This window comes from Alteromonas sp. 1_MG-2023, assembly GCF_030547075.1.
Classification (GTDB): domain Bacteria; phylum Pseudomonadota; class Gammaproteobacteria; order Enterobacterales; family Alteromonadaceae; genus Alteromonas.
The window spans coordinates 1-16785 of sequence record NZ_JAUOQH010000001.1 but is presented as its reverse complement, the minus strand read 5'-3'; the positions used below and the strand labels follow the sequence as shown (position 1 = coordinate 16785).

The window sequence follows — 16785 nt, the reverse complement described above, 5'->3', positions numbered from 1 at the left end:
CCGTTATTAATAACGGGCTAAAGCATGCACTTGCTTTCAAAAGCACCGGCAATAGCGTTTAAGAAATAAGTTTAACAAATATGTTCAACAAAGAAGCTTATGCAACTCTGTCTTTTTCCAAGTCAGCAAACTGCTTTTTCAGATCGTATTTTTCATCGGTTACAATTTTTTCAAGCACCGAAACACGTTCTTTGAGTTCAGCAATTTCTGATTGATAGGCTTCTGCTGCTTTGTCTGACGCTTTGTTTGATTTTTTAGCCTTAAATGAACCAGTGATGCTCACAATAGCCCAAGCGATAATAGCAACAATAAAAATAGCGGTCAGATTCATGGTACTTTCCCTTTAATTTATATTTAATTTACTTTGGACTCAGTGTAGGTGAAAAACGGAGTTCTTTCCTACAAACTAAGCTTACAAAGCGACTACGCTAAACACGCTTTTTTCGTTACTATAGCGTTTATAAATACGCTTATTCGAAATAAAGTGTAAACAAATACATAACTGTACTCCACATATAGGGTATGGGGTAAGCTAATCGACATTGCTTGTATTGACCATTAGCGGCGCTGAGTTAAAGCAGCTTTGTAACTATTTGTATAAGCGTTAATTAATTGCTCGTTCAAGCTCTTAAATAGGTGCCTATACAAATGCTTATAAAGATAGAGCAATATAGTTGCCAGTATTGTAATTTAAATAAAAATCATAAGCTTAGGTTTAATTTGAATTGTTGGGCGAACCTGGATAAAACCAAATTCACAAAAAAATAGTTAAATTAACGAATGAATGACGAAATTAACAACTCTAAACGCATGGCAAAGCATATAAAGTGGATGCAACACGCCCTCAGCCTAGCGGATAAAGCAGAAGCAATGGGAGAAGTTCCTGTCGGGGCCTGTGTAGTACTTAATGGTGAGTTAATCGGTGAAGGGTGGAATACGCCAATCACAGACAGTGATCCTTCAGCCCATGCGGAAATGAATGCAGTAAGAATGGCGGCAAAACACCTACATAATTATCGTACTACCGATGCCACGCTGTATGTCACCTTAGAGCCATGTTCTATGTGTGCTGGCATGTTAGTACATGCCAGAATTAAGCGTGTGGTTTTTGGTGCCAGCGATGCCAAGACAGGGGCGGCAGGATCAGTGATGAATATTTTGAACCATCCATCACTCAATCATCAGGTTGATGTAATACCAGGGGTGCTGGCCGACGACTGTGCTGATAAAATTTCAGCATTTTTTAAACGTCGTCGAGCACAGATAAAGCTAGATAAAAAAGCCAAACAAGCGGCGCTTAAGAATTGCGGGTCAACTGAGTAAACATCTCACTGGTGACAAACAGTTTGCGGCGTTGTAGTACTTTTTGATGCATTCTTTTTAGCATCACTCTACGTCTATTATTATTTTTCAATTTTATTCCTTTCCTAAATAATTTGTTTCTTTTCATTTTGCCCTCCTTGTTAATACAAATTGGGAAATTGAATAAGGCATTCATTCGCCTTTTTGGCTACTGCTTTCATACCTTCGATAGCCCTTTGCAAGGACTTAACTAGCTAAAAGCGACTTACATTCGATGCTACTTCTGTTAGATGACATCATCATGACAAAATTCAATATGATTTCGGTTAAATTCTTCCTTGCTCATCTAGCCAAAGTAAGCTGTCGTAATAACGACGAATATTATCAACATACTGCAAGGCTTCATCGCCTCGGGCATAACCATATCGCGTTGTTCTATAATACTTCTTTTGCCTTAATTGAGGTAAACGTTGTTTAACGTCTACCCAAAGGTCAGGGTTGCCACCTTGACGCTCTGTAAGAATTCGGGCGTCTTCTAAATGCCCTAGACCAAGGTTATACGCCGCCATTGCCATCCAAGTTCTATCCGGCTCACCAATTCGTGCTGGAATTCTTCCTAATAGGCTGGCGAAGTAGCGAGAACCTCCGCGAATACTTTGTTCTGCGTCAGTTCGGTCTTGTACATCCCAGTCATTAGCCGTATCCATCGTCAGCATCATTAAACCCCTAACGCCGGTATGTGATATTGCATCGGGATCCCAGTGGCTTTCTTGATAACTCATTGCGGCCAGAAGACGCCAATCTAAATCTCCAGCGTATTGCTGAAACATACTTTTGTAGTTTCTTAATAGTGATTCGGCAGATTGATTAAATGCACGACTATCTACGTAATCAAATTGCCTAATATGACCAAAATACTTTTCTTCTAGTACGGTAAACCACCCCGATTGATGCACAGTGCCAAAATATTCGATAATGGCAGCCTTAATTGAATCGTCTAATTCAGGATTAAGGGCCCATGCCATTGGCATTTCTTCTCGTAATGTTAGCCCCACAGCTAAGTTAGGGTGTCGTCTTCGTTGCAGTGCCAATCGATTACTATCAGCAAGGGTATAGGTAATATCGCCAGTGGCGACTTTTTGTAGCAATTCCTCGGCATCAGAGTCTTCGGTGGTGACTAAATGTGAGCCACTCGTACCATTTAATACCGCCAGCAATTGTGCTTGGCTACTGCCTGAAACTGTTACTACAGGGTCTTTAAGGTTATCGAGTTGGCGAGGTCTAGCCGTACCAGCACGGTATACCAAGTGCTGTGAGACGGTTTGATAAGCAGGGCCATAAGTAAAGCGAGCCAGCAAGGCGTCGGTAACCGCATCGCCGGTGGCGACAATATCAAGGTTGCCTTCAGCAAGCTGCTCTAACATAGCGTCGTAACTGTAGAAGGGATATAAGTCGAGGGTGACACCAAGGTAATCTGAAAAGCCCGCGAGCAATTCATATTCAAAACCTTGTGGGCCTTCGGCACCGTTATAATAAGTTGCAGCACCATAGAGGGTGCCTACCTTTATCGAACCGCGTTCAATCAATGACAACAGAGCGTTCGGCACAGTAGGAGAACCACAACTTGTAGCAAAAAAGCATAATACGATAAAAAAAGATGTTTTTAATCGTTTTTTATATTGTTGTAACGGCATAAACCTTTTCTTATTGTTGTAAATTGGGCTTGATGAAAAAAAACTGCAACATAGCGTTCGTTACAGGTTACCAATACGTCATAATTCCTCTATAATCCGCGCCGAAATATTCATCAATTAAAGAGACGACGCGTCGCATTGATTGTCGTTGTTTCCAAACAACTAGGTATAGCAATATGTTGGTCCTTCAAGGCGCTCCCGCACTGTCAGAGTTTCACCAAACTAAACTGATTGCAAAGCTGGGTCAATCCGGCATTAAAGTGAAAAACCTATATAGCGAATATATTCACCTTATTGATTCAGAAGGTGAACTATCACAGCAGCAATTAGAAATACTTAAAAAGCTGCTTACCTACGGCCCTGCCCGACAAACTCAAACACCTACTGGTAGCCTATTCGTAGTTACTCCACGGCCAGGCACTATCTCTCCTTGGTCTACCAAAGCAACTGATATAGCAAACAATTGTAGTCTGAACACGATTAATCGTATAGAGCGAGGTTGTGCTTTTTACATTGAAGCAGAACAGCAACTCAGCGATGCAGACTATAGTCTTGTGGCTGCGCATTTGCATGACCGAATGACCGAGACGGTTTTTCCTGATACTGAATCAGCAGAAGTGTTATTTGCTCAAGCATCTGCGAAAACCTTTACGTCGGTTGCTATTTTAGAAGATGGAAAGCAGGCGTTAGTTGATGCCAATATCCAGTTAGGGCTGGCACTGGCTGATGATGAAATAGAGTATTTATTTGAAAGCTTTACTCGCTTGGCGCGTAACCCTACCGACGTAGAGCTTTACATGTTTGCACAAGCAAACTCTGAACATTGCCGCCATAAGATTTTCAACGCCAGTTGGACAATCGACGGTCAAGAACAAGATAAATCCTTGTTCAAAATGATCAAGAACACATTTGAAGTGTTACCTGACCATGTTTACTCAGCGTATAAAGACAACGCTGCGGTAATGTCAGGCTGGGAAGCAGGGCGTTTCTTCCCCAATCCACAAACACACCAATATGAATACCATCATGAGAATATCGATATTCTGATGAAAGTGGAAACCCATAATCACCCAACCGCTATTTCACCTTTCCCAGGTGCGGCAACAGGCTCAGGTGGTGAAATTCGCGATGAAGGCGCTACCGGTCGCGGCTCTAAACCGAAAGCTGGTTTAGGTGGATTCAGTGTATCTAACTTACGTATTCCAGGGTTAGAACAGCCGTGGGAAAAAGACTACGGTAAACCACAACGTATCGTGAGTGCGCTAGATATTATGCTAGATGGCCCGCTAGGTGGCGCTGCATTTAACAACGAGTTTGGTCGTCCGAATTTGCTTGGTTATTTTCGTACCTACGAGCAAGAAGTGAATAGCTTCAACGGCGTAGAAGTACGTGGTTACCACAAACCTATTATGCTTGCGGGTGGTTTAGGGAATATTCGCCGTGAACATATCGAAAAAGGCGAAATTACCGTAGGTGCCAAACTTATCGTGCTTGGCGGCCCTGCAATGAATATTGGTCTTGGTGGGGGCGCAGCCTCTTCCATGGCATCAGGTCAATCAAATGAAGATTTAGATTTTGCTTCGGTACAGCGTGAAAACCCAGAAATGGAGCGTCGTTGCCAAGAAGTTATCGATGCGTGCTGGCAGTTAGGCGATAACAATCCCATTCAGTTTATTCACGATGTTGGCGCGGGTGGTTTATCAAACGCGCTGCCTGAATTAGTTAACGATGGCGGACGTGGTGGTAAGTTTGAACTGCGTAACGTGTTGTCTGACGAACCGGGTATGACACCGCTAGAGTTATGGTGTAACGAATCACAAGAACGTTACGTGATGTCGGTAGCGCCAGAAAACATGCCGGTATTTGAAGCGATTTGTGCCCGTGAACGCGCACCTTACGCAGTCGTAGGGGAAGCCACCGCTGAACAAGAATTGAATGTAAACGACAGCCAATTCGACAACCAGCCTATAGATATGCCCCTTGATGTATTACTTGGCAAGCCGCCTAAAATGCATCGCGACGTTACCAGCAAGCCATTAGAAACCACTGGTTTTAATGAAAGCGGCATTACACTAGCTGACGCAGCAACGCGCATATTGTCGCTACCTACTGTGGCGGAAAAAACTTTCCTTATTACCATTGGCGATCGCTCGGTAACAGGCTTGGTTAACCGCGACCAAATGGTTGGCCCTTGGCAAGTACCTGTGGCCGATGTAGCGGTTACTGCCACTGCTTTTGATACTTACCATGGTGAAGCCATGGCGATGGGTGAACGAACCCCAGTAGCCTTGTTATCTCATGGTGCGTCGGCCCGTTTAGCGGTGGGTGAAGCGTTAACTAACATTGCCGCGGCGAATATTGGTGATTTAACCCGTATTAAGCTTTCAGCAAACTGGATGGCTGCCGCAGGTCACCCTGGTGAAGACGCTGGCTTGTATGAGGCGGTAAAAGCCGTAGGTGAAGAGCTTTGTCCTGAATTGGGATTAACCATTCCGGTAGGCAAAGACTCCATGTCGATGAAAACTGCGTGGCAAGAAGAAGGCGAAGATAAAGCAGTAACGTCACCGTTATCGTTAGTGATTTCTGCTTTCGGTGCTGTAAAAGATATCCGTAAAACGGTAACACCAGAGCTTCGCACCGATAAAGGCGCAAGCCAACTATTGCTAATCGATTTAGGTGAAGGTCAAAACCGCCTTGGCGCGAGTTGTCTTTCACAAGTGTACGAGCAATTAGGTGATGCACCTGCCGATGTGGTTTCTGCGCAACGTTTGAAAGCCTTCTTCAATGCGGTACAGACACTAATTGAGAAACAACTGGTAATAGCTTACCACGACCGTTCTGATGGTGGACTATTCACCACGGTAGCTGAAATGGCCTTTGCCGGTAAAACCGGTGTAAGTGTTGCGCTAGATGGCATTTCAGGTTCGGAAGCAGGTTCAGACTTATCTGTGTTGTTTACCGAAGAGCTTGGTGGCGTACTTCAAGTATTAGACAAAGATATCGAGGAAGTTAACGCGGTACTCGCTTCTTTCGATTTAACTGATATAAGTCATTACATCGGTACGTTAAATACCACCGACACCATCGAGTTTACCCGTGATAACGTGGCAGTGTTAAATGATAGCCGCGTAGCTATGCGTACTACGTGGGCACAAACCACCTTGGCGATGCAAAAGCTTCGCGATAACCCAGTATGTGCTGAACAAGAACATGCGGCTAAGCAAGATGCTGCCGATCCAGGTTTACATGCTGCGCTAACCTATAACGTAAATGAAGATATTGCTGCACCTTATATCGTAAAAGGTGTGCAACCTAAAGTTGCCATCTTACGTGAACAGGGCGTGAACTCGCATCTTGAAATGGCTGCTGCATTTAACCGCGCTGGTTTTAATGCTGTTGATGTACACATGAGTGATATCTTGGCCGGTAAAGTGACTTTGGAAAGTTTCGCAGGCTTGGCCGCGTGTGGTGGTTTCTCTTACGGCGACGTATTAGGTGCCGGTGAAGGGTGGGCGAAATCAATTTTGTTTAACGAAGTTGCACGAGATCAATTCGCTGCCTTCTTTGACCGAAACAGTACCTTTAGTTTAGGGGTGTGTAACGGTTGCCAAATGCTATCTAACTTGAAGTCGCTTATTCCTGGTACCGAACATTGGCCGCACTTTGTTGCAAACCAATCGGCACGTTTCGAAGCCCGTGTTGCCATGGTGGAAGTGACTAAGTCTGCCTCTGTGTTGTTGCAAGACATGGCCGGTTCGCGCATGCCAATTGCAGTATCACACGGTGAAGGCCAAGCTGAATTTGCAAGCGACAGCGCATTAGCGTCTGTAGCATCGCAAGTGGCACTTCGTTATGTTGATAACTACGGCCAACCTACTATGCAATACCCTGCGAACCCGAACGGTTCGCCTGAAGGTATTACAGGTTTAACCTCAGCTGATGGACGCAGTACCATTATGATGCCGCACCCTGAACGTGTGTTTAGAGCAGTGGCAAACTCATGGCGTCCTGATGATTGGCAAGAAGATGGTGCATGGATGAGAATTTTCAGAAATGCTCGTCGATTTGTAGGATAAGCAAAACAATGGAAAAGTAGCGGGTAAGACGTTCTTATCACTACTTTTTCGTTTAAATGGGCACTAAGCGTGTCAATAGATTGGCAAAGTGTCAAAAATTTGTACTGAGGGCTTGTCTTCGATAAGTCGCTGATCTATTGTAGTGCAATGCAGGGATTGCAGACTGGTTACAGGAGTTTGTTAAGGGTTGTACCAACAAAATATATTGTTGGTGTTGATAACAAGAGACGACGAATGAATCGTTCATCTAAAGGGTTTGGCTTAACCGGAGTAGCCATAGCGGTTGTGCTGATGTTTGTTACTGCTGTTTTCAGCAGTTCAGCTAAATCTGCCGACGTTACTTCAACGCTAGTTGTGCAGTCTTCAGTTAAGTAGTCTGAAAGTGAAATTCTAACGCCAGTATCTATGCTTAGATACTGGCGTTAATCACTCAGCTTTACCAATTCATTTAGCATATCTTTGGCTATCAGCCTTTCCTATTTTTCTCTCTATTGATCAATTTCTGATCTGGATGCTTTTTCAATAAAACATACGTCGCAGCAAAACCGCCATGCATGGGTTGTGCAGTGTGATAAGCAATCACTTCTTCTAATTCAAGCAACCAGTGATTGACGAAGCTTTTCTTGTAGGCTGGAAAGGGTTTACTGTCTTCACCTTTTCCGTGCTTAATTAACAACGCTCGTACACCCCGCTTATGCGATGCAGTAATTGCGTTGTACAGCGCGTCTCTACTTTGCTCAATCGTCATGCCACTTAGAGAAAGGGTTTCTTCTAATGGGTATTTACCCATGCGTAATTTTTTGAACACACCATCTTGAATACCTGGTTGTTGGAATAAAATGAAATCGTCAGGCTTTACTGGTGTCACTCCTTCCAAACTTAGCGGACTTTTTAGCTTTTCCCGTTCGCTACGTTGACGTGCTGCTCGTCTCTTTTTTTCAGCGAGCGCGCTTTCTGTATCGTGTAATAAGGCCTTATTAGAAGATTTAATAGGTTTTACATCCTGCATTTCAGCAAAGAACGTATGTAAATCATCATTTGTTTCAATTTCAGTCATAGTCCTCTCCAACACTTAGCGAGACATTACTTCGAAAGTATTCGTTCTCATATACTACTTTACCGCTGACCTAAACGTGGGTTACCTGAAGCGTGTATTACTTAAAATAAGTGGGGCTCTTTGCTAAAAATTCTATCCTCAAACTCAATAGGTTAATCTTAAATGTATAAGTGTCGTACAAAACTATCAAGTGTGCGTGTATTTCATAGTACGAAGCTATTTTATAGACGGGTTACAAACAGAATAATTAGCGTAAGTTTATTTTAGATAAAAATAAAACATCAAGGACAAGTATGAAAAAAACGAGTCGGTTAATGAGCGTCATCGTGTGTTGCTTGAGTGTCATGATGCCAAGTGTCGCGCAAACAAATGAAGCTGAAGGGAAACAGGTTATTGCTACCAAGGTTGCGCCTCCCTTTGTAATAAAGAACGATGATGGCTCGTTTGAAGGAATTAGCATTTCCCTCTGGAAACAAATAGCTGAATTAACGGGTACCGACTACGAATTCACTGAAGCGTCATTAGTTGAATTGGTTGATGGCGTAAAAGAGGGGCGTTTTGATGCATCGGTTGCTGCCCTTACCGTAAATGCTCAAAGAGAAACGGTTATCGATTTTACTCACCCCTTCTATACCACCGGTTTAGCTATTGCCGTTCCTAGCGAAGGAAATCGGTGGATGTCAGCGGTGAAAGGCTTTTTCAGCTGGGAATTCCTACTCGCACTTTCCGCACTATGTGGTCTATTACTAGCAGTGGGTGCGTTACTCTGGGTATTTGAGAGAAAGCATAATGCTGATATGTTTGGCGGCTCAACGCAAAAAGGGCTGGGCGCGAGTTTCTGGTGGGCGGCAGTCACTATGACCACAGTAGGTTATGGCGATAAAGCACCAGTAACATTAGGGGGCAGGGTAATCGGCTTTATTTGGATGTTCGCAGCCATAATTATTATCAGTAGTTTTACCGCAGCGATAGCCACAAGCCTTACCGTAAGTCAGTTATCTTCAAGTGTAAAAGGCGTGGAAGATTTACCCGATGTTCGGGTCGCTACTTTGTCCGGCTCTGCAAGTAGTGCGTTTTTGCAACGAGAGAATATCGGATTTAAACGGCTTGAAAGTGTTGAGGAAGGTTTATCACAATTGGAATCGGGCAAAGTAGATGCATTTGTTTACGATAAGCCCATTCTACAGTATTTAACTAAAGGTAAATATGAAGACAGCATTCTTATTTTACCTGAAGTCATTGAGCGTCAGGATTATGCTATTGCATTGCCAGAGAACAGCGCCCAAAGAGAAAAAATTAATACAGCGTTACTTAAAGTAATCGAAACAGATGAATGGCAAGATATTTTGGATGATTATTTGGGGCAATAATATTGATTTAAGCTGGGACGTTGACACTAGAAGAGTTTGAAGTTGAGCCTTTTGTAGTGGCGTCCCCAGCTGGAATCGAACCAACATCTAAGCCTTAGGAGGGCCTTGTTTTATCCATTAAACTATGGGGACCTAACATAGTGAGAGTTTATTATACGTAGTTCCATCAAATACGAAACCCTTTGATTAATCAATGAGGTGCCGAAGGTTTCATAGTATAGGTTTTAAAATTTACCTGCTTGTTTGTCGTATAGAATAATTAGACATTGTAAGCAGTGAGTTTCGCAAGTTTGTAAATAAAAAAAGCCCTGATGCTTTATGCATCAGGGCTTTTTGCTCAAATCACGTTTATATTAAATATCCGTTGACGGGAATTTATCAATTGCTGTTTTAAGCACTTCCGACTCTGACGGAGTAGCAATACCAATATTACTGTCACTCTCTTTAGAAGTATCACCAGACACCGGCCCAGACTCAGCTACCGATGTGCTATCGCTGTCAGAATCTGAAGGAATAGCCTCTATCGACGGTAAAATCAAATCTTCCGGTGGAAGCTCAAGATCTACTGTATCAATCGTTACTTCGGTTTCCAGCCCGATGGTAATAATATCGTCTTCCTCTGGAAGGGTAATTATATCTTCCGGCAATGTGCTCTCAGATGTCACCACTTGAGAATCAGTGTTTAACTCGACGGTTTGTTCAGACTGCCCATTAAATTCAATAACGTTAGGCGCTTTGGGTTCATCAGTAGCTTCCGTTTCTGTGCTTTGTGATGCACTTACCGACTCTGATGAACTATTTTCCATGGCTTCAGGTGAGTTACTTGTTTCTACTACTGGTACACCTTCACCTGAGGCCGTGACAAATACATTAAAGTCAGCTTGTTCAACGGTGCCATCAGGATATTCGATACTATACATAAAGGTATCGGTTAATGTACCGCCAAACACACTCAAGGAACCGTCTGGTGTATAGGTGTAAGCACCTGTTTCGTCAATTTGCAACGTGCCGTAATCACCCAGTAACGTAATGCCACCCGTAGCGTCTTGGAAGTTTGTTCCGTCAGTAGATACAGTTACATCGTATGTTGGGTTAAAGAGCACATCGTTTTCGAACAGATTTCCGGTGGCGGTTTGTACGCCGCTGACTTCAAACTGGTCAAGGTAGTTGATGGTAGAGGATAGGTCTACACTAATACTACCGGCTACGCCAAGGCCTGTCGTACCGCTCATTGACAAACGGTACAAGCCTTCGTTTAATCCGTTAACGGTAAGCACGGTGTCGCCATCAATGCCTAATAAGCTAACAAGCTCGCCACTTGGGAAAACTCTATACTCTTCCCATACTCCGTTTTCAAACTTTTCTACAGTAACAGTAAGGCTTGAAACCAGTGACAGCAGGCTACCATTATCAACGTTTAACGTAATATCTTGAGTCGTGTCTGTAGCGACGGCAAACGTACTGCTGGTATCGCTAAAGCTGCCCCCCACCCCTAATAAATAACTATGAGAAAGCGCATCTAGTTCACTAGGGCCAGTGTCTGAAACAAAGTCGTAAGTTAATTCAGCACGGGCCGAGTCTGCCGATACCCCTTGCCCTGATAGGTTAAAGTTGAGGTTCGCAGTAGACGTATTAGTCCCATCTGAAATGGTGTAGCTAAAGCTATCAGTATCACCTAAACCATCCCGTACCCCGTTAGCGACATAGGTGTAACTGCCGTCTTCATAGATGGTTAAGTCACCAAAGTTACCTGAGATAGTAACCCCCGCAGCATCGCTACCTAACACGGTTACTTCCTCGCCGTTGGTATGGGTAACTTGTGTCACTACCCCGCCTTGAACAATGCTATCGCTAACATCACCGCTGTTGCTAGCATCTATAACATTTCCCGATGTTGTAGTGCTGCCGTCAAACGCGTATTCGGTAAGTGTTGACGTGACATCTGTTTGTTGCAGTAACGTGAGGGTGTTACTTAGTAGCGCTGCTGCAACTACATCAAGTACATCATCTATTAATAAAGCTAAACCAAATGCGTTTAAGCCAGTGGTGATAGTGCTTACCAAGTCACCAGCGCCGAGTGAATCCGCTGTGCCCAATGCAGGCTCTAGAATTAACGCTCGTACTACAGTACCTAAGCCAAGAGAACCTAATACGCTGGCATTACTGCCGTTAAGTGCATCTTCGACTGCTGTCAGCACAACGTCTTGGTTTTCTTCACCTAGCACTACGCCATCATCACCCAACTCTGTCAGGGTAATAGAACCATCACCATCTTGATCGAATAAAGATTCAAGCGCGCTTTCATCATTGCGTACCACTACTGTGTAGTCGCCAGCAGGAAGCCCTGAGAAAGTTGCAACTAAAGTGTTGTCACCGGTAACACCTATTAAGTTTATGCCTGCTACGTCGCCAACTAATGGGTTGTCTGGTGTCATCGCTGTGGCAACGACATTACCCTCTGCATCAATAATTTCAACACTATATGCATCGGCAACAGCAACCAGAGCGGTTTGGCTCACTTCTACCACCACTTCACCAAAGTAGCCTTCATCTACAGTCAGGGTTGTACTTGCCATTGGAGAGCCCGCCGCAGGTGAACCTTCGGCTAAGCCTAGTACTTGCGTATCGCTGTCTGTGACAGGAGCATTCACAATAGCGGTTTGAGCACCTAAATCCATATCGTTGCTGTCGTTCTGTGCAACAACAGGTGGGAAGTCGCTTCCCGAAATGGTAATAGTAAGAGTGGCAATGTCAGAGGTTTCCCCGTCAGATAGGGTGTAGTTAAACACCTCATCTTGGCCAATAGCACTACGGTCCCCATCTGCGGTATAGGTATAGGTGCCATCTGCAGCAATTTCTAATACACCATATTCGCCTTGAATTGTTGTGGTGCCTGTAGCAGGAACGCTAACACTTTCACCTTCTGCATTGATAACAAATGTGACTTGGGCACCATCAAGAATAGTGTCAGCGCCCACACCGCCAGAATCTCCATCAATTAAATTACCTTGTGCTACCGTTTCACCCGTGTAGGTGTATTCGGTAACTGTGGTGGTAATATCAGTGTCTTGCAGTAAGGTTAAGGTATTGCTGAGTAACACATCGGCAATCACACTTAAAATATCATCTAGGAAGCCTGTTAAACCGAGAGCGTCAAGGGGAGCAGTTAAAGCGCCAACAAGGTCACCGGCCCCAATGATGGTAGTCGTCTCCAGTATTGTCTCTAAAGCCCCCCTTACTAGGGTACCCACACTGCCAATAGGAATACCTAAAATACCGCCGTTTAAAGTTGCTTCAACAGTATCAAGGACAACTTCTTGGTTATCTGGCCCAAGCACCACGCCCGCGCTACCGAGTTCGACAAGGCTAATATCTCCATTTCCGTCACCATCTAGTAGCTCTTCAAGTATATTTTCGTCGTTGCGAACCACCACACTATAGTTACCTGCATCCAGACCACTTAGCGATATTGAGATGGTTTCATCACCAGAAACATTGAAGATATCTAATCCGCCCACATCGACTAATTGCGAGTCTGCGCTAACCCCTTGATAGACAAGTTCACCGTTTTCATCGTAAACCTCAACAATGTAAGCATCGGCAACGGCGACAAGTGAAATCTGGTCTACCTCAATAAGTACTTCGCCTACATTATCGGGCGAAACCGTAAAGGTGGCGCTGGCATCTACACCGCCAGTTGATTCCACCAATCCAATAACTTGTACGTCACTAGTTGTTTCTGGTGGGTTCACGGTTACAACTGGCTCACCCATATCAATAGCGTTGCCATCATTGATGGCATCAATGACTTGTATGACCACATCTTGGCTGGTGGTGCTGGCAGAATTACCTGCTTCATCGGTAACGGTGGCAATAACAGGGTATGTTCCTGCAGGTAAAGAGGTACCCGATAAATCGAGACTCCAATTACCACTGCCATCGATGGTGAGTTCAGGTGCAATGCCAAAGGTGTAATCAGTACCATCAACATTCACGGTTAACGTAGTGTTATCATCAATGTCCACCGTACCGCTAAAGATTAATGTGCTATCGCTAGTGATAAAGTCACCGTTCACCCCTGAATCGTTGGTGATACTATCGAAGGTAACGGTTTGTCCGTTGTTATTTCCATCAATACTGGTATCAATTACCACAGTGCCGTTATCAGAAGCGCTGTTATTTTCTAGGTCGGTAGCTGTTACCGTCGCGGTATAGCTATCTTCGGCTAATGTCGCTACCACATCGTCGGCCAGTGTCCAGGTACCGTTGCCATTGTTGGTGGCGATGTAGTTATTGCCGTTTATGGTCACTACAACGGTGGCATTTGGATCGTCAACTGTTCCCGATAATTCAGGGGTAGTGTCGTTAGTGGTGACATCATTGATGGTCACATCAGGTGCAGCAGCATCAACGGTATCTGAGGCTGGTGCACTAACATTGCCTGCTTCGTCAGTGGCAGTTGCCGTTACCTCTACGCCATCGGCTAACGGGGTATCAGGCGTGACACTCCAGTTACCCGCGCCATCGGCCGTCACGGTGTAATCAGGTGTGCCGTCACCGTCTACATCAATATTAACTAAGGCGCCAACTTCGGCAGTACCTGTGATCTCGGTGCCATTGCCAGCATTTACTACTGGGGCGTCAGGTGCAGCGGCATCAACAGTATCTGAAGCTGGCGCACTTTCATTGCCTGCTTCATCAGTAGCTGTCGCTGTTACTTCAACACCATCGGCTAATGGGGTGTCAGGGGTGATACTCCAGTTACCATCGCCATCGGCGGTAACCGTGTAATCAGGTGTGCCGTCACCGTCTACATCAATGCTAACTAAGGCGCCAACTTCGGCAGTACCTGTGATCTCGGTGCCATTGCCAGCATTCACCACTGGTGCGTCAGGTGCAGCGGCATCAACAGTATCTGAAGCTGGCGCACTTTCATTACCTGCTTCATCGGTAGCTGTGGCTGTCACTTCAACACCATCAGCCAATGGGGTATCAGGCGTCACACTCCAGTTACCATCGCCATCGGCCGTCACGGTGTAATCAGGCGTACCGTCACCGTCTACATCGATGCTAACTAATGCACCGGCTTCGGCAGTACCTGTAATTTCTGTACCGTTGCCAGCATTCACGACTGGGGCGTCAGGTGCAGCGGCATCAACAGTATCTGCAGTTGGCGCACTTTCATTGCCTGCTTCATCGGTGGCAGTTGCCGTTATCACGACGCCATCGGCTAACGGGGTATCAGGCGTTACACTCCAGTTACCCGCGCCATCGGCCGTCACGGTGTAATCAGGTGTACCGTCACCGTCTACATCGATGCTAACTAATGCACCGGCTTCGGCAGTACCTGTGATCTCGGTGCCATTGCCAGCATTTACTACTGGTGCTGCAGGGGCTGCGGCATCAACAGTATCTGAAGCTGGCGCACTTTCATTGCCTGCTTCATCAGTAGCTGTGGCTGTCACTTCAACACCATCAGCCAATGGGGTGTCAGGGGTGATACTCCAGTTACCATCGCCATCGGCGGTAACGGTGTAATCTGGTGTGCCGTCACCGTCTACATCAATGCTAACTAAGGCGCCAACTTCGGCAGTACCTGTGATCTCGGTGCCATTGCCAGCATTCACCACTGGGGCGTTAGGGGCAGCGGCGTCGACGGTATCTGCGCCTGGTAGGCTTTCATTACCAGCTTCATCGGTGGCAGTTGCCGTTATCACTACGCCATCGGCTAACGGGGTATCAGGCGTCACACTCCAGTTACCATCGCCATCGGCGGTAACGGTGTAATCTGGTGTGCCGTCACCGTCTACATCAATGCTAACTAAGGCGCCAACTTCGGCAGTACCTGTGATCTCGGTGCCATTGCCAGCATTCACCACTGGTGCGTCAGGTGCAGCGGCATCAACGGTATCTGAAGCTGGTGCACTTTCATTGCCTGCTTCATCAGTAGCTGTGGCTGTTACTTCAACACCATCGGCTAACGGGGTATCAGGCGTTATACTCCAGTTACCATCGCCATCGGCGGTAACCGTGTAATCAGGCGTACCGTCACCGTCTACATCAATGCTAACCAACGCACCGGCTTCGGCAGTACCTGTGATCTCGGTGCCATTGCCTGCATTCACCACTGGGGCGTCAGGTGCAGCAGCATCAACGGTATCTGACGCTGGCGCACTTTCATTGCCTGCTTCATCGGTAGCAGTTGCCGTTACCTCTACGCCATCGCCTAACGGCGTATCAGGCGTCACACTCCAGTTGCCATCACCATCGGCAGTCACGGTGTAATCAGGTGTACCGTCACCGTTTACATCAATACTAACTAATGCACCGGCTTCGGCAGTACCTATAATTTCTGTACCGTTGCCAGCATTGACCACTGGGGCGTCAGGGGCAGCGGCATCAACAGTATCTGCAGTTGGCGCACTTTCATTGCCTGCTTCATCGGTAGCAGTTGCCGTTACCTCTACGCCATCAGCCAATGGGGTATCAGGCGTCACACTCCAGTTGCCAGCGCCATCGGCGGTAACGGTGTAATCAGGCGTACCGTCACCGTCTACATCAATGCTAACCAATGCACCGGCTTCGGCAGTACCAGTAATTTCTGTACCGTTGCCAGCATTCACTACTGGGGCGTCAGGGGCAGCGGCATCGACGGTATCTGTGCCTGGTAGGCTTTCATTACCAGCTTCATCAGTAGCTGTCGCTGTTACTTCAACACCATCGGCTAACGGCGTATCAGGTGTTACACTCCAGTTACCATCACCATCGGCAGTCACGGTGTAATCAGGTGTACCGTCACCGTTTACATCAATACTAACTAATGCACCGGCTTCGGCAGTACCTATAATTTCTGTACCGTTTCCGGCATTAACCACTGGAGCGGCTGGTGCGCTAGTATCAATCACTACGGAGCCGTTTGAACTCGCGGCATTATTATCAGTATCGGTTGCTATTACCGTAGCGGTATAACTATCTTCCGCCAATGTGGCTACCACATCGTCGGCCAGTGTCCAGGTACCGTTGCCATTGTTGGTGGCGGTGTAGTTATTGCCGTTTATGTTCACTACTACCGTGGCTGTTGGATCGGTTACCGTTCCCGTCAATTCAGGGGTAGTGTCATTCGTGGTGACATCATTGAAGGTGACCCCAGGTGCCGCAGCATTAACTGTCTCTGAAGTTGAAGCACTTTCATTGCCTGCTTCATCGGTAGCAGTTGCCGTTACCTCTACGCCATCGCCTAACGGCGTATTAGGCGTCACACTCCAGTTACCATCGCCATCGGCAGT

Annotated in this window: 8 protein-coding genes and 1 tRNA gene; 4 read left to right on the top strand and 5 right to left on the bottom strand. The window is 45.9% G+C overall.

The genetic code is table 11. The features are described 5' to 3' along the window. Nucleotides 1-97: 97 nt before the first annotated feature. Entirely contained in the window at nt 98-331 is a 234-nt protein-coding gene (locus tag Q4561_RS00045) for a hypothetical protein (RefSeq protein WP_303456311.1), read from the bottom strand. A 449-nt stretch (nt 332-780) separates the two neighbouring features. On the opposite strand from Q4561_RS00045, the gene tadA reads away from it, so the two are divergent. After that, the gene (gene tadA, locus Q4561_RS00040; RefSeq protein WP_303456308.1) at nt 781-1323 is read left to right on the top strand and encodes a tRNA adenosine(34) deaminase TadA; all 543 of its coding nucleotides are present in this window, start codon (nt 781-783) and stop codon (nt 1321-1323) included. A 305-nt stretch (nt 1324-1628) separates the two neighbouring features. Here the strand turns inward: tadA and mltF are convergent, their stop codons facing one another. After that, nucleotides 1629-2996, bottom strand: coding sequence for a membrane-bound lytic murein transglycosylase MltF (mltF, locus tag Q4561_RS00035; RefSeq protein WP_303456306.1), 1368 nt, complete (start codon nt 2994-2996; stop codon nt 1629-1631). Between the two features lie 176 nt (nt 2997-3172). Between mltF and purL the strand changes: the two genes are divergently transcribed. Next, nucleotides 3173-7072, top strand: coding sequence for a phosphoribosylformylglycinamidine synthase (gene purL, locus Q4561_RS00030; protein ID WP_303456304.1), 3900 nt, complete (start codon nt 3173-3175; stop codon nt 7070-7072). Between the two features lie 234 nt (nt 7073-7306). After that, nucleotides 7307-7447, top strand: a complete 141-nt coding sequence (locus tag Q4561_RS00025) for a hypothetical protein (protein ID WP_013785166.1) — start codon at nt 7307-7309, stop codon at nt 7445-7447. 91 nt (nt 7448-7538) lie between these two features. Here Q4561_RS00025 and smrA read toward each other — a convergent pair whose 3' ends face one another. Next, the gene (gene smrA / locus Q4561_RS00020; protein WP_303456301.1) at nt 7539-8129 is read right to left on the bottom strand and encodes a DNA endonuclease SmrA; all 591 of its coding nucleotides are present in this window, start codon (nt 8127-8129) and stop codon (nt 7539-7541) included. Nucleotides 8130-8422: 293 nt separating this feature from the next. Between smrA and Q4561_RS00015 the strand changes: the two genes are divergently transcribed. After that, nucleotides 8423-9499, top strand: coding sequence for a transporter substrate-binding domain-containing protein (locus Q4561_RS00015; protein ID WP_303456299.1), 1077 nt, complete (start codon nt 8423-8425; stop codon nt 9497-9499). A gap of 57 nt (nt 9500-9556) precedes the next feature. On the opposite strand, the gene Q4561_RS00010 is transcribed toward Q4561_RS00015, so the two are convergent. Both Q4561_RS00010 and Q4561_RS00005 read right to left on the bottom strand, forming a co-directional pair. Next, nucleotides 9557-9631: transfer RNA gene (locus Q4561_RS00010), tRNA-Arg, on the bottom strand. A 221-nt stretch (nt 9632-9852) separates the two neighbouring features. Continuing rightward, nucleotides 9853-16758, bottom strand: coding sequence for a BapA/Bap/LapF family large adhesin (locus Q4561_RS00005; RefSeq protein ID WP_303456297.1), 6906 nt, complete (start codon nt 16756-16758; stop codon nt 9853-9855). Between the last annotated feature and the right edge of the window lie 27 nt (nt 16759-16785).

Bases quoted from the DNA above. Each gene is read 5' to 3' on its own strand.
- Q4561_RS00025 (WP_013785166.1), top strand. From the start codon at position 7,307: ATGAATCGTTCATCTAAAGGGTTTGGCTTAACCGGAGTAGCCATAGCG.
- tadA (WP_303456308.1), top strand. From the start codon at position 781: ATGAATGACGAAATTAACAACTCTAAACGCATGGCAAAGCATATAAAG.
- mltF (WP_303456306.1), bottom strand. From the start codon at position 2,996: ATGCCGTTACAACAATATAAAAAACGATTAAAAACATCTTTTTTTATC.
- smrA (WP_303456301.1), bottom strand. From the start codon at position 8,129: ATGACTGAAATTGAAACAAATGATGATTTACATACGTTCTTTGCTGAA.
- Q4561_RS00015 (WP_303456299.1), top strand. From the start codon at position 8,423: ATGAAAAAAACGAGTCGGTTAATGAGCGTCATCGTGTGTTGCTTGAGT.
- purL (WP_303456304.1), top strand. From the start codon at position 3,173: ATGTTGGTCCTTCAAGGCGCTCCCGCACTGTCAGAGTTTCACCAAACT.
- Q4561_RS00045 (WP_303456311.1), bottom strand. From the start codon at position 331: ATGAATCTGACCGCTATTTTTATTGTTGCTATTATCGCTTGGGCTATT.